Source organism: Micromonospora sp. URMC 105 (assembly GCF_051386295.1).
GTDB lineage: Bacteria > Actinomycetota > Actinomycetes > Mycobacteriales > Micromonosporaceae > Micromonospora.
The window spans coordinates 131302-148529 of sequence record NZ_JBPQTL010000004.1 but is presented as its reverse complement, the minus strand read 5'-3'; the positions used below and the strand labels follow the sequence as shown (position 1 = coordinate 148529).

Genomic DNA, 17228 nt, shown 5'->3' with positions numbered 1-17228 from the left:
GTCGCCTTGGTAGGCCATCACCCCACCAACAAGCTGATAGGCCGCGAGCCCATCCCAGGCCGAAAAACTTTCCACCAAGCCTCATGCGAGGCCAGGTCGTATTCGGTATTAGCCCCCGTTTCCGAGGGTTATCCCAAAGCCTAGGGCAGGTTGCTCACGTGTTACTCACCCGTTCGCCGCTCGAGTACCCCGAAGGGCCTTTCCGCTCGACTTGCATGTGTTAAGCACGCCGCCAGCGTTCGTCCTGAGCCAGGATCAAACTCTCCAACAAAAACTTGTTGAAAAACGTCCTGACAACAAAAGTGTTGCCAAAGGAATCCCAACCAACAGACCTTCCCGAAAGAAGACTGCCAGTCCGGGGTATAAATCATAATTGGCACTGGCTTTACAAGCACCCTGTTGAGTTCTCAAAGAACAACCACACACCATCCGAAAGCTCTACACCGTAGAACCCCCGTCCGGGGCAACCTCTCTAACTTACCCGGTCCGATCCTCGCTGTCAACCTCGTTTCCAAGGTCATCAACTTGGTTCGGCCCGATCCACGCTGACGCACGCCGTATCCGGCGGTCGTTGCTGTCGTGGGAAGTCGGCAGACCGGCCGATCGCCGCTTCGCGGCCACCCGCCCGGCTCCCTGCCGGCTTTCGAACTCTACCCGGTCGGTCTCGCGATCGCAACCCCGTCTTCCGGAGTGCCTCGCCCCGCCCGTCTCAGCCTCGCTCGGCGTTCCCGCCACGAGCCTGGTGCCCGTTCTCGGCCGGTTTGCCCGGCCTCCCGCGTGCAGAGAGAAAGTTACGCGGAGGGAGCCCGAGAAGGCAAATCAATGATCGTCAGTGGTCCGCTGCAAGCGGTCCGGCGCCGCGCCGGCGTACCCGATCGCGCGCAGCGCCCCCTGTGCGGGCGGCGACGTGCCAGAGTGGCTGCCATGGATGACGTGCGCCGGCCCCCGGCGGTGACGCTCGCCGACGAGGCGCTGCTCGGACTCGTGGCGCCCTTCTGGCAGCTGGTGATCGCCGCGGTCGTACTCGCCGTCGTCCTGCTCTCCACCGCGCGACTGGCCCGGCGCGGCCGGTCCCGGATGACCACCGCCCTGCTCGTCACCGGCGCGGCGATCGTCGGCCTGACCGTGCTCGGCGTACTCGTGCAGGGCTGACCGCGCGCTCAGAGGCGCCGGTTGGCGAGGCTGGGCAGCTCGGTGCGGATGGTGTGCAGGCGGTCGAGGTCGAGGTCGACCACGGTCAGGCCGGGGCCGTCGGGCACCTGGCCGAGCACCGTCCCCCACGGGTCGACCACCATGCTGCGCCCGAAGCAGGTACGGCCCGGCTCGTGGTCGCCGATCTGGCCGGCGGCGGCCACGAAGCACTGGTTCTCGATGGCCCGGGCCCGCAGCAGCACCTCCCAGTGGTCCCGGCCGGTGTGCATCATGAACGCGGCCGGTACCACGAGCAGCTGCGCTCCCCCGTCGACGGCCAGCAGCCGGTAGAGCTCGGGGAAGCGCAGGTCGTAGCAGATCGACAGACCGACCCGCAGACCCTCGACGTCGACCACCACCGGCTGATCGCCGGGGGCGACCGTCGCCGATTCGAGGTACGAAACCCGCCCCGGGATCTCCACGTCGTACAGGTGGATCTTGCGGTAACTGGCCGCGAGCGCGCCGGAGCGGTCGAAGACCAGGGAGGTGTTCCAGGTGTGCGCCGGATCCGGGCCCGCCTCGTGGAACGAGCCCGCCACCACCCAGATGCCGAGCCGCTCGGCGACACCGGCGAAGAACCTGCCCACCGTGCCGTCCACCGGCTCCGGCTCCGGCATGCCCCGGCTCGGGCCGAGGTAGTCGACGTACTCCGGAAGGACCGCGAGATCCGCGCCGGCCGCCGCGGCCCGGACCAGCAGGGCCTCGGCGGCGGCCAGGTTGGCGGCCCGGTCGTCGCGGGCGTTGAGCTGGCAGACGGCGACGCGCATGGAGATCAGGGTACGGGCGGACGCCGGCCGGCGACAGCGTCAGACGCTGGCCAGCACCAAGGCGCCGGCGGCGAACCCGAGCCCGGCCAACTGCACCGGCCGGAGCCGTTCCCGGTCCACGGCGAGGGCGAGCAGCACGGTGCTGGCCGGGTAGAGCGCCGCGATCGCGGCGACGACGCTCAGGTGACCGCGACCCGCCGCGGCCAGGTAGAGCGCGTTCGCGGCGCTGTCGAGCAGGCCGGCCGCCGCCGCCCAGCCCAGCACCCGCGGGCCGATCCGCAGCCGCACCCCCGTGCCGACGGCGAGCGCGACGCCGAAGACGATCGAACTGACCCGCAGCGCCAGCACCGGCCACATCCCGGCGGACCGGTCGGCCTGACCCAGCAGGGCGAAGAAGACCCCGAAGAGGGCTCCGGCGACGAGGGCCAACCCGATCACCCGGGTGGAGACCGTACCGCGCGCGCCGCCCTCGCCGAGGCTGACCAGGGCGATGGCCAGCACGGCGAGGCCCGCCCCGCAGAGCGCGAGGGTGCCCGGCCAGCGCGCGGTCAGCAGCCCCGCGACGATCGGCACCACCGCGGCGGTGATCGCCGTGACCGGTGCGACCACGGCCATCATCCCGGCGGCCAGGGCCCGGTAGAGCAGCATCACCCCGGCCGCGCCGGCGACGCCCGCACCGAGCCCCCACGCCACGTCGACGGTGGTCGGGGTGCCGGGTACCAGCAGCACCAGCAGAAGCAGCAGCGGCAGGCTCAGCAGCTGGGAGACCACGGTGACGGCGACCGGGTCGGCGCGGCGGGACGCCTTGCCGCCGGAGAAGTCGGCGGTGCCGAAGGCGATCGCGGACACCGCCGCGAGCATGATGGGGAACACCGGACGGTCCTACCAGACGGCGGGCAGGGCCGGCCACCGTGATCTCGTACGACGACAGCACGGCCACCCACCGGTGGCCGTGCTGTCGTCGTCAGTGTGGAACGCCGGTCAGGCCGACTTCTCCTCGCGCTCCCGGCGGGCCCGGCGACCGGTGAACTCCCGCGGGACGATGGTCGGGTTGACGTTCTCCAGGACCACCTCACGGGTGATCAGCACCCGGGCGGCGTCGGGGTTGCTCGGCACCTCGAACATCGCGGAGAGCAGGACCTCCTCGATGATGGCGCGCAGGCCACGGGCACCGGTGCCGCGCAGCATCGCCTGGTCGGCGATCGCCTCCAGCGCCGGCTCGTCGAACTCCAGCTCGACCCCGTCCAGCTCGAAGAGCCGCTGGTACTGCTTGACCAGCGCGTTGCGCGGCTCGGTGAGGATCCGGACCAGGGCGGTGCGGTCCAGGCTGCGCACGTTGGTGATCACCGGCAGCCGCCCGACGAACTCGGGGATCAGCCCGAACTTGAGCATGTCCTCCGGCATCACCTGGCTGAAGATGTCGTCGGTCGACCGCTCGGAGACCGACCGGAGCCGGGCGCCGAAGCCGGTGCCGCCGTGGCCGGTGCGGGCCTCGATGATCTGGTCGAGCCCGGCGAAGGCCCCGCCGCAGATGAACAGCACGTTGGTGGTGTCGATCTGAATGAACTCCTGGTGCGGGTGCTTGCGCCCGCCCTGCGGCGGCACGTTGGCCACCGTGCCTTCCAGCATCTTCAGCAGCGCCTGCTGCACGCCCTCGCCGGAGACGTCCCGGGTGATCGACGGGTTCTCCGACTTGCGGGCGATCTTGTCGACCTCGTCGATGTAGATGATGCCGGTCTCGGCGCGCTTGATGTCGTAGTCCGCCGCCTGGATCAGCTTGAGGAGGATGTTCTCCACGTCCTCACCGACGTACCCGGCCTCGGTCAGCGCGGTGGCGTCGGCGATGGCGAACGGGACGTTCAGCATCCGGGCCAGGGTCTGGGCCAGGTGGGTCTTGCCGCAGCCGGTCGGCCCGAGCAGCAGGATGTTGGACTTGGCCAGCTCGACGGCGTCGCTGCCGGAGCCCGGCGCGCCGGCCGCCTCGGCCTGGATCCGCTTGTAGTGGTTGTAGACCGCGACGGCGAGCGCCTTCTTGGCCTGGTCCTGACCGACGACGTAGTTGTCGAGGAACTGGCAGATCTCCATCGGCTTGGGAAGCTCTTCCCACTTCACCTCGCCGGACTCGGCCAGCTCCTCCTCGATGATCTCGTTGCAGAGATCGATGCACTCGTCGCAGATGTAGACCCCGGGGCCTGCGATGAGTTTCTTGACCTGCTTCTGCGACTTGCCACAGAAGGAGCACTTCAGTAGGTCGCCGCCGTCACCGATCCGTGCCACCTACGTTCTCCCTGCACTCGTCGGCCGGAACGCCGGCCCTGACCTGCGGGCGCCGCGCGCCCGTCCGTCTCGATCCCTGCCCGCCGGCCCGACCCGGCCCAGCGGTACGGAACCGACGTTACCCGCTGACGGAGGTTTCTCCGACCCCCAAAACGGGTGTGTCAGAGGTCGGCCGGGAACGACGCCCCGACCGACCTCCGACCCGGTACTGCTCAGCTCGCGGCGTTCGCCGCCAGCAGGCCCTTCTTGCGGCTGGTCAGGATCGTGTCGACCAGCCCGTACTCCTTGGCCTCCTCGGCCGTCATGATCTTGTCCCGGTCGATGTCCTTGCGGACCTGCTCGATCGGGCGGTTGCAGTGCCGGGAGAGCATGTCCTCCAGCTGGGTCCGCATCCGCAGGATCTCCCGGGCCTGGATCTCGATGTCCGAGCCCTGCCCGTAGCCGCCCTCGGTGGCCGGCTGGTGGATGATGATCCGCGAGTTCGGCAGCGCCATCCGCTTGCCCGGGGTGCCCGCCGACAGCAGGACCGCCGCCGCGCTGGCCGCCTGGCCCAGGCAGACGGTGGAGATGTCCGGACGGACGTACTGCATGGTGTCGTAGATCGCCGTCATGGCGGTGAACGAACCACCCGGCGAGTTGATGTACATGATGATGTCGCGGTCCGGGTCGGTGCCCTCGAGCGTCAGCAGCTGCGCCATCACGTCGTTGGCCGACGCGTCGTCCACCTGGACGCCGAGGAAGATGATCCGGTCCTCGAAGAGCTTGTTGTACGGGTTGGACTCCTTGACCCCGTACGACGTGCGCTCGACGAACGACGGAAGCACGTAGCGGTTGTGCACGGCCGCGAACTGGGGCGGCAGGCTCAGATCGGTCATCGTCAGCTCCTCAGCTCAGGGTCCCGGCGCCATCCGGAACCTGAGCGGCCCCGATGATCACCTTGTCGATGAAGCCGTAGTCCATGGCCTCCTGGGCGGTGAACCAACGGTCCCGGTCCGAGTCCGCCTCGATCTGTGCCTGGCTCTGGCCGGTGTGGTGCGCGACCCGCTCCTGGAACATCCGCTTGGTGTAGAGCATCTGCTCGGCCTGGATCGCGATGTCGGAGGCCGTGCCGCCGAGACCGCCGGACGGCTGGTGCATCATGATCCGCGCGTGCGGGAGGGCGTACCGCTTGCCCTTGGTGCCGGCGCAGAGCAGCAGCTGGCCCATGGAGGCCGCCATGCCCATCGCCACGGTCGACACGTCGTTGTCGATGAACTGCATGGTGTCGTAGATCGCCATGCCGGAGTAGACCGAGCCACCCGGCGAGTTGATCCAGAGGTTGATGTCGCGGTCCGGGTCCTCCGCGGCGAGCAGCAGCAGCTGCGCGCAGATGCGGTTGGCGACCTGGTCGGTCACCTCGCTGCCCAGGAATACGATCCGCTCCTTGAGCAACCGGTTGTAGACCGAGTCGTCGAGGTTGCCAATGGAGTCGCCACCGCGGGCCTCGATCGCCCGGAGCGACTTCTTGGGGATGTGCATGTCGGTCATGGCAGCCCTTCGCTCTCCGTACCGTCCTCACCGACACTAACCGCTCAGCCGGGTGATCGACTCCCGGTCGGGGCACTGTTCGCTCTCAGCGCAGTTGCCCTGACCGACGTACCCGAGAAACGGTTTCGGGCGCCGTCCACCGCAAGGGGCGGACGGCGGCCTACCGGGGAGAATCAGTGCTCGTGGTCGTGCTCGTGCGCCTGCTCGCTCTCGGCCCGCAGCGCGTCGAGGGTCACCTCGTTGCCGGCGGAGTCCTTGATCTTGATCTTCTCCATGACCGCGGCGAGGGCCTTGCCACGGCGGACGTCGCCGAAGACGGCGGCGGCCGCGCCGGAACGCACCAGCTGGTCGTAGTACTGCTGCGGCGCCATCCCGGCCCGCTGCGCGCGGTGCACGATCTCGTGGCCGAACTCGTCGTCGGAGACCTGGACGTCCTCGGCGTCGGCAAGCGTGTCCAGCAGGAGCTGGATCTTGACGCCCTCGGTCGCCGCCTCGTTCAGCTCGGCGTCGATCTGCTCCTCGGTCTTCTCCTCCGCCGCGAGGTACTCCTCCAGCGAGGCGCCGATCCGCTCGAGCTGGTCGATCATGGCCGCCTTGCGGCTCTCGACCTCCTCGCGGACGACACCCTCCGGCGCCGGCACCTCGGCGGCCGCGACGAGCTGCTCCAGCGCCTTGTCGCGAGCGGCGTAGATCTGCTCGACCCGCTTGCCCCGGGTGACCCGCTCGCGCACGTCGTCACGAAGCTCGGCGATGGTGTCGAACTCGCTCGCCATCTGGGCGAAGTCGTCGTCCAGCTCCGGCAGCTCCTTCTCCTTGACCGTGCGGACGGTCACCGCCACCTCGGCGTCGCGGCCGGCGAAGTCGCCGCCCACCAGCTGGGTGGTGAAGGTGGTGCTCTCGCCGGCGGCGAGGCCGACCAGGGCCTCGTCCAGCCCCGGCAGGAGCTGCTTGCTGCCGACCTCGTGCGAGATGTTGCTGGCCGAGCCGCCCGGCACCTCCTCGCCGTCGACGGTGGCGTTCAGGTCGATCTGGACGTAGTCGCCCTCCTGGGCGGCCCGCTCGACCGTCTTCAGGGTGGCGAACCGCTCGCGCAGGTTCTTGACCTGCTCGTCGATCTCGCTGTCGTCGATCTGGAGCTCGTCGACGGTCACCTCGACGGTGGCCGGGTCCGGCAGGGTGATCTCGGGCCGGACGTCGACCTCGGCGGTGAAGTTGAGCGAGTCACCGTCGTTGAACTCGGTGATGTCGACCTCGGGACGACCGAGCGTCTTCAGGTCGTGCTCGCGGACCGCGGCGAGGATGTTCTGCGGGATGGCCTCCTGGATCGCCTCGTTGAGGACGGTCCCCCGGCCCACCCGCTGGTCGATGACGGCGGCCGGCACCTTGCCCCGGCGGAAGCCGGGAACCTGCACCTGCGAACCGATCTCCCGGTACGCCTTCTTGAGGCTCGGCTCGAGCTCGACGAACGGCACCTCGATGGCGAGCCGCACGCGCGTCGGGCTCAGAGTCTCGACGGTGCTCTTCACAGGCGTACTCCTTGACGGATCTCAGTTGAGTCTGGGCGTGTTTGCGCGCATCGAGTGTAGGCGAGCCGGGCTGCCGCTCCGGCAGCGCCCGGGTACCGCGCAGAAAAATCGGCGACGACCCGGGCGACCCGGCCGACGGACGACAGTCGGGGTGGCGGGATTTGAACCCACGGCCCCTCGCTCCCAAAGCGAGTGCGCTACCAAGCTGCGCCACACCCCGTGGCGACGAGAAGTGTATGCCGTCGGCACCCGCCGGAGGTGCCGGGGAGGCCCCCAACGCGCCGAACCCCCACCAACCGGACACCACCGCCGCCCGCTCCTCGCCCGACGGGGCCGCTGCGGCCCGCGCACTTTCGGAGAAAGCGTGCCTCGGGGCGCTCGGAGGCCACCGTTTCTCTGAAAGCCTGCGGATGGCGGGGGCGACGCGTGGGAGATGCCTGTGCGCGGTGGGTTGGCGGACCGGGTAGGCTGTCGGCGCGTCTCGCGATGGCGGGGCGGCTGCGGGCGTAGCTCAATGGTAGAGCTTCAGTCTTCCAAACTGACGGTGCGGGTTCGATTCCCGTCGCCCGCTCCACCCACGAAGGCCCAGGTAGGCCGCATGATCGCGGCACCTGGGCCGTTCGCATCTCCCCCATGTTCAATCTTGCGTGCCATCCCCGTGCCAGCCCGCGGATCTGCTGCCGGCGCAGGCGGCGGGCGCCGGCAATGCAGGCCGAGCTTGGCTTCCTGGGTAGCGCCGCACGGCATGTCGATGACGTCGGTCCGTCATTGGGGTCGACGTCAGTTTCGGCGCAGGCTGACGGCGGCTCCTGTCGAGTACGGCGGTTGAGTCCAGGTAGCGGGGTGACGATGGGGAGCGACATCAGCAGGCCCCGGCGCTACGGTTTCGCCGTGATCGGTGACGAGGGTTTCCGCCTGGGAGTCGCGGCGGCACAGCGGCTGGCCGCTCTTGGCTGTTGCCGGATCGACAAGGGGCTGACCAACGCGGAGTTCGACCGCATCGAGCGCGGATACGGGTTCGAGTTCGCCGATGACCACCGCGCCTTTCTGGCCGTTGGCCTTCCGGTGTGGCAGCCGTACGAAGAGGGGCAGGCCTGGGAACATCCCTGGCCCGACTGGCGCAACGGCGATCCGGACGCGCTTCGCGAACACCTTTCCTGGCCGGTCGACTACCTGCTCTGGGACGTCGAGCACGGGCATTGGCGGCAGGAATGGGGAAGCCGTCCGGCGATGCCGGAAGAGGCAGTCGAGGTGGCGCGTGTCCGGCTTGCCGAGGTCCCGAAGATGGTTCCGGTGTATGCGCACCGGTTCCTTCCCGCCGGACGCGGAACCTCCGCTCACCCGGTTCTGTCGATGCGCGGGTGGGACACCATCTACTACGGGACCGATCTGCTCGACTACATCGGCCAGGAATTCGAGGAACCGCGTCCCGAGCGGACCGACGACTGGAACCCCCAAGCCACCGTGCCGTTCTGGCGCGACTACCTCTGACCAAGGCGCGTGCGGGCTCATCGCCGCACCTCTGGGCACGAGGTGAGGTTACGAACCCGGGCCAGTGGGCGTGGATCGCCGGTGGCGTGATCGTCCCGGCGTCCTACGGGTGGTCCTGGCCAGCGGTCATCGACGGGCACGAGCGGCAATCGGCTCTGCCGCCGGCCGCAGGCGTTTCGGGCATCACGGCTGGAGCACGCTCTTTCGGAACCAGGTCCCGGACGATCCCCTGCTGAGGGCCGGCTCAATCCGTCAGCCCTGGGTTCTTCGAGGCTTGCAGCGGCGACGGCGCAGAGCTACGGTCCACGCCGTGACCGCTCCTGCTGCTGATGTGCCCGGCTGTGGTCTCTGTGGCCAGCCAGGGGATCGAGTACGCGGTCGTTGGCGTGCGTGGAGGACTCGCGGACTTCCGGAACGCCGCGGACCCTTCCAAGGTCCACCGGACCGACGCTGCCGTCCTGGCGGTACAGCTTGAGATCGACGCAGCCGACCTGGTCGGCCAGCGTTTCAGCTGCTGGGTGACGCCCGCCCAGTACGGCGTCTTCCGAAGCGACTTCCGACGCGTCGAAGGCTGACGCCTGTTCCTGTCCGCACGTCGGCGGATGAGGCGCAGTGGCCTGCTATCGGTCTGGGGGCGGCGTCGGCCGCGTGACCAACCAGGGCTCGGGCTCTGCCCTGGCAGCGAGGATCGCGGCCTCTATCCGCAGTCCGACGCCGACCAGGACGAGGAGCCCGGCGAGAACGTGCGGCTCCGTCTCCACGGAGTCGTTCGTCATCGTGAGCAGAGAGATCAGTAAGCCCGCGAGCAGGGCCGAAGTGCCTAGCACTCGTCTGGTGGCCGCTCGCCGAGATTGAAGGTCCACTATGGAACCGTAGCGGAAGGCCACGCCTGAAAACTGTCCGCATCCGGCTTCGCTGCATCGGCTGCGTACGATGCGGGGCCGGGAATTCCCCTCGTCCGCGTGGAGGTACCGACCGATGGCAGGCCAGCAGGACGGGTTCGCCCTCGGCGTCGACCTCGGCACGTCCAACACCGTCGCCGTGCTGCGCCGGCCGGACGGTCGGACCCGGCCGCTGCTCGTCGACGGGCAGCCGATCCTCCCCTCCGGCGTGTACGCCGACGCGGACGGGCGGCTGCACGTCGGCCGGGACGCGCAGCGGCTGGCACAGGCCGACCCGGGCGGGTACGAGCCGAACCCGAAGCGCCGGGTGGACGAGGCGAGCGTGTCGCTGGGCGGACGCGCGTACCCACCGGCGGAGCTGCTGGCGGCGACCCTGCGCGCGGTGGCGGAGTCGGCGGTCGCGGCGGCCGGCTTCCTGCCCCCGGCGGTGGTCACCTACCCGGCGGCCTGGGAGGCGCCCGACGGCAGGTGCTGCACGAGGCGCTGGCGCTCGCCGGCTGGCCCTCGGCCGCCGAGCACACCATGTCCGGGCCGATCCCGCCCGGGACCCGCCTGTTGCGGGAGCCGGTCGCCGCCGCCCGGTACTACACCGACGTGCTGCGCCGGCCGGTGCCGGTCGGTGCCGCGGTCGCCGTCTTCGACTTCGGCGGCGGCACGCTGGACGTCGCCGTGGTCCGCAACGAGGGCGCCGACCCGTGGGGCGACTCCGGGTTCACGGTGATCTCCACCGGTGGGGTGGCCGACCTGGGCGGCCTGGACCTCGACGCGGCGCTGGTGGGCCGGCTCGGGGAGCTGGTCGCCGCCGCCGACCCGGCCCGCTGGGCCCGGCTGACCAACCCCGGGACGGGCACCGAGTGGCGGGACCGGCAGCAGCTCTGGGAGAACGTGCGCGGGGCGAAGGAGATGCTGTCGCGGGTCACCGTCGCCCCGGTCGCCGTACCGGGGGTGGAGGCGGCGGCGCGGCTGGAGCGGGCCGACCTGGAACGGCTGGCCGCTCCCCTGCTGGCCCGGGCGGTGGTCGCGACCCGCGAGGTCGTCGCCGCCGCGGGGCTCACGCCGGAGCAGCTCGCCGGGCTCTTCCTGGTCGGCGGGTCGTCCCGGATACCGCTGGTGGCCCGGATGCTCCACGCCGAGCTGGGCATCGCGCCGACCGTGCTGGAACAGCCCGAGCTGCCGGTCGCCGAGGGGGCGCTGACCGACCTGCCGCTGCCCCGGTCCCGGCCGACCGCGGTCGCCGCCGGAGCACCCGCCCAGGTGGCGGCAGCACCTGCCCAGGTGGCGGCAGCGCCCGCCCAGGCCGCGGCAGCGCCCGCCGCCGCAGCCGCGCCCGCGCCCGCACTCGCCGGCCACGGGAAGACGGCGGCGACCCTGCCCCGACCGGCACCGACCCCGCCGGACCCGTACCGGCCCGGGCAGGCGGCGCCCGCGGCAGCCGGACCGGAGGCGGGTGCTCCGGGCGTACCCCCGTGGGCTCCGCCGGTGTCGCCGGCGCCCGGCGGCGATCCGACCGGGCCGGCACGGGGTCGGCGGGGGCTCTGGATCGGGCTCGCCGCGGGCCTCGCGCTGGTCGGCGTGGTGGCCGCGACGGCGCTCTGGCTGACCCGGGACCGCTACCCGGCGCTGGAGTTCCGGACCCCGGTGGTGGTGGCCACGCCGACGGCCGGCGCGGAGCGGGCGACCGCCATGTTCACCGCCGTCCTCGGCGACCGCGCCTACCTCGCCCACCGGTTGCCGGACGACCGGCTCGAGGTGGTGGCGGTCGACGCGGGCAGCGGCGACGAGCTGTGGCGCAAGCAGACCCGGGTCGGCGCGCAGCAGTGGGCAGGGCTCCGGGCGCTGCCCGGCGCGGTGGTGGTCCTCGCCGACGCGCCCGGCGACAGCACGCCGCGCGACCTGCTGGTGCTCGACGCCGGCTCGGGCGAGGAACGCTGGCGGCTCTCCCTGCACGGCGACGACGACCTGCACTACACCCGGGACTCGGTGGTGTGGGTCGACCGGACCGGCGATCGCCTGGTCGGCCTGCGGTTGCGCGACGGCCGCGAGACGTGGCGCCGGGACAGCCCGCGCAACGAGTACGGCGAGAGCCGTACCCGGGTGCTGCGGGTCGGCACGGCGGAGTCGTCGGGCGGGGCCGCGTCCTTCAACGGCCTGCCCACGGCACCCTGGCTGGGTACGGCCGACCGGCTGGTGCAGGTGGGCGCCGACCGGTCGGTCCGGCTGATCGACATGGGCGACGGTGACGTGCTGCGGAGCCGGCCCAACGTCGCCGACGTCGACGACCTGGTGGCGGCGTACGGCGACCGGCTGTACGTCACCGAGGACGAACGCGGCTACCGGCTGCTCGGGTACGACCTGGCCAGTCTCGCCGAGCCCGACGTGCTCCACAGCGCCCCGGACGACGGACGCCGGCCGAAGTCGCTGGTCGCCTGCGGCGAGCACCGGGCCTGTCTGCTGGAGGTGCCGGACGGCGAGGCCGCGCGCACCGAGGTGGTCGTGGCCACCGAGGGGAAGGGCAGCCGGCACTGGCCGGCCCCGGGAGCCGACGGGCTGGTGCCGGTCGGCGACCATCTGCTGGTCCGGCGGGACTCCCCGCAGTCCGCGGTCACCCTCTTCGACGGCGACGGCCGGGCGGTGCTGACCGACCGGGACGGGGTGGCCGTCCGGCTGGACGCGGGCAACCTGCTGCTCTTCGCCGAGCCGCCGAGCAGTGTCGAGGACGACCGCAGCCTCGCCGGGATGGCGGTGGGCGCGGACTCGCCGTTCGAGATGGGTCAGCTCAAGGACGTCCGCAGCGGGTCCTGCTCGTGGAACACCACGGTGATCGCCTGCGGCCGGGAGAAGGACTTCGTGCTGTACCGCTTCGCCGGGGACGGCTGAGCAACCCGGGAGCCGGCCGTTTTCCGCCGGTTCGCCCTGGGTAGGGCATGTGCATGGAGACGAAGACGAACGCGTACCTGGTCGGTGGCCCCCGTGACGGCAGCACCCAGCAGGCGGAGAGCGCCCTGCTGGAGATCGAGCTGGACGGCATGATCCACCGCTACGTGCGCACCACGAAGCAGCACGGCGAGGACGGCACGGTCTACAACTACGACGGCATGGTCGCGCCGGGCGGCGGGCAGCCCGGCGTCGAGGACCCGGCCGCCCGGGTCGCCACCCCCAAGGCGGACACCGAGGGGCACGACGGCACGTCGTGACGGCGCAGCCGGGCACGGATGAACAGCGGCCGGCGGGGTAAGCACCGCCGGCCTGGTGAGAACGACCCGTTGTCGCGGCATTCCGCGACCGGACGCGCGGGCGGGTCGGCCGGGCCCGCCCGCGACGTACGAGTCAGTTGCCCGTGACGAAGTTCCAGACCGACACGACCCACTCGGTCTGCTGCAGGTAGGCGACCCCGACGCCGACCAGGAAGATCGCGGTCACCAGGTGCGCGCCGCGCGCACCGCGCCGCACCCGGCCCAGCTGGCGCTCCCAGATCACCCGCCCGACCAGGCGGGACAGCGCGAAGAGGCCGACCGCCACCAGCAGGCTCAGCACGAAGGTGAGCAGCGGCGCGCCCAGGTCGCCCCGCCCGGAGATGGCCCAGATCCCCCAGCAGACGAACGCGAAGAGCGCGCCCGCCATGCTCCACTCGCGGCCCTGGCGCAGCTGCGCCAGGTGCCAGCTCATCGGCCGGCGCGGGGCAGGCTCGGCCCAGCCGTGGTCGCCGCCGTCCACCGTCGGGAACTGCTCGGTGCGTGGGGTACGCGGCCGCCCGACGGAGGCGACGCCGGGGCGGAACCCGTCCCGCTGCTGCGGCACCGCGACACCGGGCTGCGGCGGCACCTCGACGGTCCGCTCCGCCCACGGCTGTGTCTGGTCTGCCATGTCCTGTCCTCCCCTGACCGATGCCGGCCTTCGACCGGCCCGCCGTCTTCGAGGGTAGCCAGCCGGCACATGGGTCGGCGCCCCGCCGCCGGGTGGCCGCGCTCCGGCCGCGATGGAGGTCTCCTGGGCGCCGCTGGGCCACCAGGGGCGGTACGGTCGGTTGATGGCGGATGCGGAGCGACGGCGACGCCGGCTGCGGCACCAGCCCGACGGGGCGGCCGGGGCCGGCGAGGGCCCGGCGGCGGTCACGGCCGAGGTGCACGACGGCACGCCCGCGCCGCGGGCGCGGCGCGGGGCCGAGGAGAGCGAGCGGGGCCTGCGGGGCCTGGTCGGCTCCGGCTCCTCGCAGGTGGGGGTCGGCGCCGCGTTGCGGGCCCGGGACGCCGCCCGGCCGACCGACGAGGACCTGGCCGACGCGGAGGCCCGGCTGGTGATCGTCCGTCGCAACTGGGTGCCCCGCGAGGACCTGCCCCGCTCCGGCCGGTGACCCCGGCGCTGGACCGGCCCGGCGAGGGCCGGTCCTCAGGCGGCGGTCAGGGCAGCTCGGGGAGCTGGCGGGTGCGCTCGTAGTCGGCCATCTGGGCGATCCGGCGGGAGTGCCGCGGGTTGCCCGAGAAGGCCGTGGTGAGGAACGCCTCGACGATGGCGGTCGCCTCGTCCAGGGTGTGCTGGCGGGCGCCGACGGCCACCACGTTGGCGTCGTTGTGTTCCCGGCCGAGCTGGGCGGTCTCGATGTTCCAGGCCAGCGCCGCCCGGACGCCGGCGACCTTGTTGGCGGCGATCTGCTCGCCGTTGCCCGAGCCGCCGATGACCACCCCGAGGCTGCCCGGGTCGTTGACCACCCGGTCACCCGTGTGCAGGCAGAAGGCCGGGTAGTCGTCGTCCGGGTCGAAGGCGTGCGGGCCGACGTCGACCAGCTCGTAGCCCTGCTTGGCCAGGTGGTTGGCCAGGTGCACCTTCAACTCGAAACCGGCGTGGTCGGATCCCAGGTAGACGCGCATACCGCGCAGTCTGTCAGGCCGCGCCCCGGCACGTCGCGCGGGCGGCGTACCGGGGCGGATTCGTCACAGCGTCGGCCGGGGCAGCTCCGCGACGACCAGGCCGCCGCGCGCCTTCGGGGTGAACCAGGTGCTCTTGCGGGGCATCTTCTCCCGAGCCAGGTTGACCGCGACGAAGTCGTCCACGGTCACCGGGGCGATGAGGATCGCCAGCTCGGCCCGACCCGCGTCCACCTCGCCGGTGAGCCAGCTCGCCGGGTAGTCGCCGCCGACGTAGGTGATCCTCTTGTCACCCGGGTCGAGGCCGAGCGCGTCGCGCAGCAGCAGCCGCTCGACCAGCGCGTGGTCCAGGTTCTCCAGCCGGCCGGCGCCCTCGTCGTGCGGCAGCGCGACCGCGTACCCCCGGCCGGGGAGCCGGAGGTGGACGGTGCCGCCGGCCTGCGGGACCTCGACCGGACCGTCGACCGGGGTGATCGTCGCGCCCGCGGCGCGCAGCCGGTCGAGCAGCTCGTCCGGCGTGGTGGTCAGCTCGCTGACCAGCCGGTTGTAGGGCTGGATGGCGACCGAGGCGGGCGTGGTGACCACCGCGAGGAAGCGGGACAGGCCGCCGGTCTGGGCGGCCAGGCTGCGGTGGTTGCCGTCGGCGACCACCAGCTCGCCGCCGCCGGCCAGCGCGGTCAGCTCGTCCTGCTCCGGGCCCGGGCCGAGCAGCCAGATGGCGTGCGTCCGGCCGGCCTGGTCGGTGTCGGTCGCGGCGGGCGCCCCGGCCGACTCGGTCGCCGCCGCGAGCGCGGCGTGCAGCTCGTCGCCACGCCCGGTCTGCAGCAGGAGTACGGGCGAGAGCAGGTGCCCCAGCGCCTCGGCGAGCGCGACCCGCTCCCGCACCTTGGCGATGAAGACGTCCTCGTTGCGGATGACCAGGCCGGGCTCGTCGGCGCTGGTGGAGATCTGGTCGGTGTCCACCATGGCGAACAGCCCGTACGCCGACTCGTCGCCCGGCGCGCTGATCCGGTAGAGGACCACGATCTGCTCGGCCGGCGTGTAGCTGCCGTCGGCCTTGGCCTCGGCGAGGCGGGCCACCGCGTCGCCGAGCGCGTCGAGGAAGGACTTCCCGAGGCTCTCCGGCGCCCGGTGGGGCATCTCGATGCCGAGGGCACTGTGCGGGTTCGCCTCGATGATCGCGGTGATCTCCGCGTCGTCGGCGAACTCGTCGTAGTTCTGCGCGCCGGTGCCGCCAGTGGTGATCCAGGCCCGGGCGATCGGATGCACGACCGTCATGGGAGTTGACGCTACCGGCGGCGGTGACCCGGGCGACGCGTACCCCGCGCCGGGTCCACCAGATGAACCGCTCATCCCCGCTCGGCCGGCTCCTTGGCGCGGCGGTGCCGTCCGGTCTGGCCGGGGACCGGCGCGACCCGGCGGGCGGGTGCGGAGCCGCCCGGGCCACCCGGCCGGGCCGGCGGGGCGCCGGGCGGGGTGGCCCGGCAGGTGACCGGGACCCGGGCCACGCCGACCACGATCGGCGGGGCGAGCAGGTCGACCATCTCGACCGGGAGCTGTGGGCTGACCGTGGGCCAGTGGCAGTCGTCGACCGACCAGTACGTGGCAGGGTCGGCCGCCTCCTGGTCGCTGGACGGGTCGTCAGCGGACGGACGGCGGTGCTTGGCCATCGGGAAGCCTCCGGGTCGGCCGGGTGCGGCCGCTGCGGCCGCTGCGCTGGACACCGGGAAAAACGACACCGCGCCCGGTAGGGTGACGCGCCCTCGGCGGCGGCCGGCTAGCCGACGACCCACGGCCGGGGGCCGAGGGGCGGAGGGCCGGCACGGCGACGGGGTGGACGCCGGACGCGGCCCGGCCCCGCCGACGGGCGCTCGTCGGGCGCACCTGGTGCGCGGACGCTGTGGAGCTGATGTCGTAAGCGAATCACCGACCCAGCGACGTGGTGAATCGTTCACGACATCAGCTCGACAGGAGCGGCACACGGTCCCCGTCCACGCCGAGTCGTGGCCCCGGGACCGGGCCGGACCGGACCGACCGGGGCGACGGCCGGGGTCAGTCGAAGATCGGGCCGAGCTCGCGGGAGCGCTTGAGCTCGTAGAAGCCGGGGGTGCCGGCGACCAGCAGGACGCCGTCCCAGAGTCGCCCGGCGGCCTCGCCCTTCGGCGCCGGCGTGATCACCGGGCCGAAGAAGGCCACCTGGGCGCCGTCCGGGCCCGGGGCGTGGATGACCGGGGTGCCGACGTCCGTGCCGACCGGGCGCATCCCGGCCTCGTGGCTGGCCCGCAGCGCCTCGTCGTACTCGGTGGTGTCGGCGACGGCGGCCAGCGCCGGGTCCAGGCCGACGTCGGTGAGCGCGGCCTTGATCAGCTCGGGGCCGAGCTGCTCCTTGCCCAGGTGGATCCGGGTGCCCATGGCGGTGTAGAGCTTCGCCACCGCCTCCTGGCCGTGCTGCTGCTCGACGGCCACGCAGACCCGCACCGGGCCCCAGCCCTTCTGCATCAGCTCCTGGTACTCCTCGGGCAGGTCCCGGCCCTCGTTGAGCACCGAGAGGCTCATCACGTGGAAGCGGATGTCCACTTCCCGGACCTTCTCGACCTCCAGCAGCCAACGGGAGGTGATCCACGCCCAGGGGCACAGGGGGTCGAACCACATGTCGACGGTGACACGTTCGGTCACGGTGAGGTC

17 protein-coding genes, 2 tRNA genes and 1 rRNA gene are annotated in these 17228 nt (G+C 72.0%); 7 read left to right on the top strand and 13 right to left on the bottom strand.

What is annotated here, in order from left to right; translation table 11 throughout:
• Positions 1-271 (bottom strand): 16S ribosomal RNA (locus tag ACSNN7_RS03005); the annotation flags it as partial.
• 653 nt (positions 272-924) lie between these two features.
• Between ACSNN7_RS03005 and ACSNN7_RS03000 the strand changes: the two genes are divergently transcribed.
• Positions 925-1152 carry a hypothetical protein gene (locus ACSNN7_RS03000; protein WP_436678948.1) on the top strand — a complete coding sequence of 76 codons (228 nt, stop codon included), beginning with the start codon at positions 925-927 and terminating at the stop codon, positions 1150-1152.
• A gap of 8 nt (positions 1153-1160) precedes the next feature.
• Here the strand turns inward: ACSNN7_RS03000 and ACSNN7_RS02995 are convergent, their stop codons facing one another.
• From ACSNN7_RS02995 to ACSNN7_RS02965, 7 genes are all read right to left on the bottom strand, one after another.
• Entirely contained in the window at positions 1161-1958 is a 798-nt protein-coding gene (locus ACSNN7_RS02995; RefSeq protein ID WP_436678947.1) for a carbon-nitrogen hydrolase family protein, read from the bottom strand.
• Between the two features lie 39 nt (positions 1959-1997).
• Positions 1998-2831, bottom strand: coding sequence for an EamA family transporter (locus ACSNN7_RS02990; RefSeq protein WP_436678946.1), 834 nt, complete (start codon positions 2829-2831; stop codon positions 1998-2000).
• Between the two features lie 108 nt (positions 2832-2939).
• Complete coding sequence (gene clpX, locus ACSNN7_RS02985) at positions 2940-4235, bottom strand: ATP-dependent Clp protease ATP-binding subunit ClpX (protein ID WP_436678945.1); 1296 nt, start codon at positions 4233-4235, stop codon at positions 2940-2942.
• Between the two features lie 212 nt (positions 4236-4447).
• A complete protein-coding gene (locus ACSNN7_RS02980) occupies positions 4448-5110 on the bottom strand; it encodes an ATP-dependent Clp protease proteolytic subunit (protein ID WP_088960729.1) in 663 nt (220 codons plus the stop codon).
• A 10-nt stretch (positions 5111-5120) separates the two neighbouring features.
• Positions 5121-5762: an ATP-dependent Clp protease proteolytic subunit gene (locus ACSNN7_RS02975; protein WP_436678944.1), complete on the bottom strand. Its 642-nt coding sequence runs from the start codon at positions 5760-5762 to the stop codon at positions 5121-5123.
• Positions 5763-5935: 173 nt separating this feature from the next.
• A complete protein-coding gene (gene tig, locus ACSNN7_RS02970) occupies positions 5936-7288 on the bottom strand; it encodes a trigger factor (RefSeq protein WP_436678943.1) in 1353 nt (450 codons plus the stop codon).
• 146 nt (positions 7289-7434) lie between these two features.
• Positions 7435-7508: transfer RNA gene (locus ACSNN7_RS02965), tRNA-Pro, on the bottom strand.
• A gap of 280 nt (positions 7509-7788) precedes the next feature.
• Between ACSNN7_RS02965 and ACSNN7_RS02960 the strand changes: the two genes are divergently transcribed.
• The 5 genes from ACSNN7_RS02960 to ACSNN7_RS02940 all read left to right on the top strand — a co-directional run bounded on the left by ACSNN7_RS02960 (position 7789) and on the right by ACSNN7_RS02940 (position 12875).
• Positions 7789-7862, top strand: a tRNA-Gly gene (locus ACSNN7_RS02960).
• Positions 7863-8179: 317 nt separating this feature from the next.
• Complete coding sequence (locus tag ACSNN7_RS02955; protein ID WP_436678942.1) at positions 8180-8779, top strand: hypothetical protein; 600 nt, start codon at positions 8180-8182, stop codon at positions 8777-8779.
• Between the two features lie 341 nt (positions 8780-9120).
• Positions 9121-9354 carry a hypothetical protein gene (locus tag ACSNN7_RS02950; protein ID WP_436678941.1) on the top strand — a complete coding sequence of 78 codons (234 nt, stop codon included), beginning with the start codon at positions 9121-9123 and terminating at the stop codon, positions 9352-9354.
• A 795-nt stretch (positions 9355-10149) separates the two neighbouring features.
• Positions 10150-12558 (top strand): Hsp70 family protein, encoded by a 2409-nt coding sequence (locus tag ACSNN7_RS02945; protein WP_436678940.1) that lies wholly within the window; start codon positions 10150-10152, stop codon positions 12556-12558.
• Positions 12559-12611: 53 nt separating this feature from the next.
• A complete protein-coding gene (locus ACSNN7_RS02940; protein WP_436678939.1) occupies positions 12612-12875 on the top strand; it encodes a hypothetical protein in 264 nt (87 codons plus the stop codon).
• A 133-nt stretch (positions 12876-13008) separates the two neighbouring features.
• Here ACSNN7_RS02940 and ACSNN7_RS02935 read toward each other — a convergent pair whose 3' ends face one another.
• Entirely contained in the window at positions 13009-13545 is a 537-nt protein-coding gene (locus tag ACSNN7_RS02935; protein ID WP_436678938.1) for a hypothetical protein, read from the bottom strand.
• A 163-nt stretch (positions 13546-13708) separates the two neighbouring features.
• Between ACSNN7_RS02935 and ACSNN7_RS02930 the strand changes: the two genes are divergently transcribed.
• Positions 13709-14032, top strand: coding sequence for a hypothetical protein (locus ACSNN7_RS02930; RefSeq protein ID WP_436678937.1), 324 nt, complete (start codon positions 13709-13711; stop codon positions 14030-14032).
• Positions 14033-14078: 46 nt separating this feature from the next.
• Here the strand turns inward: ACSNN7_RS02930 and ACSNN7_RS02925 are convergent, their stop codons facing one another.
• The 4 genes from ACSNN7_RS02925 to ACSNN7_RS02910 form a co-directional block, all read right to left on the bottom strand.
• Positions 14079-14546 carry a ribose-5-phosphate isomerase gene (locus ACSNN7_RS02925; protein ID WP_436678936.1) on the bottom strand — a complete coding sequence of 156 codons (468 nt, stop codon included), beginning with the start codon at positions 14544-14546 and terminating at the stop codon, positions 14079-14081.
• A gap of 63 nt (positions 14547-14609) precedes the next feature.
• Complete coding sequence (locus ACSNN7_RS02920) at positions 14610-15821, bottom strand: DUF1015 family protein (RefSeq protein ID WP_436678935.1); 1212 nt, start codon at positions 15819-15821, stop codon at positions 14610-14612.
• Between the two features lie 71 nt (positions 15822-15892).
• Positions 15893-16213, bottom strand: coding sequence for a hypothetical protein (locus ACSNN7_RS02915; RefSeq protein WP_436678934.1), 321 nt, complete (start codon positions 16211-16213; stop codon positions 15893-15895).
• Positions 16214-16595: 382 nt separating this feature from the next.
• On the bottom strand, positions 16596-17219 hold the full coding sequence (locus tag ACSNN7_RS02910; protein WP_436678933.1) for a mycothiol-dependent nitroreductase Rv2466c family protein: 624 nt from the start codon (positions 17217-17219) through the stop codon (positions 16596-16598).
• Between the last annotated feature and the right edge of the window lie 9 nt (positions 17220-17228).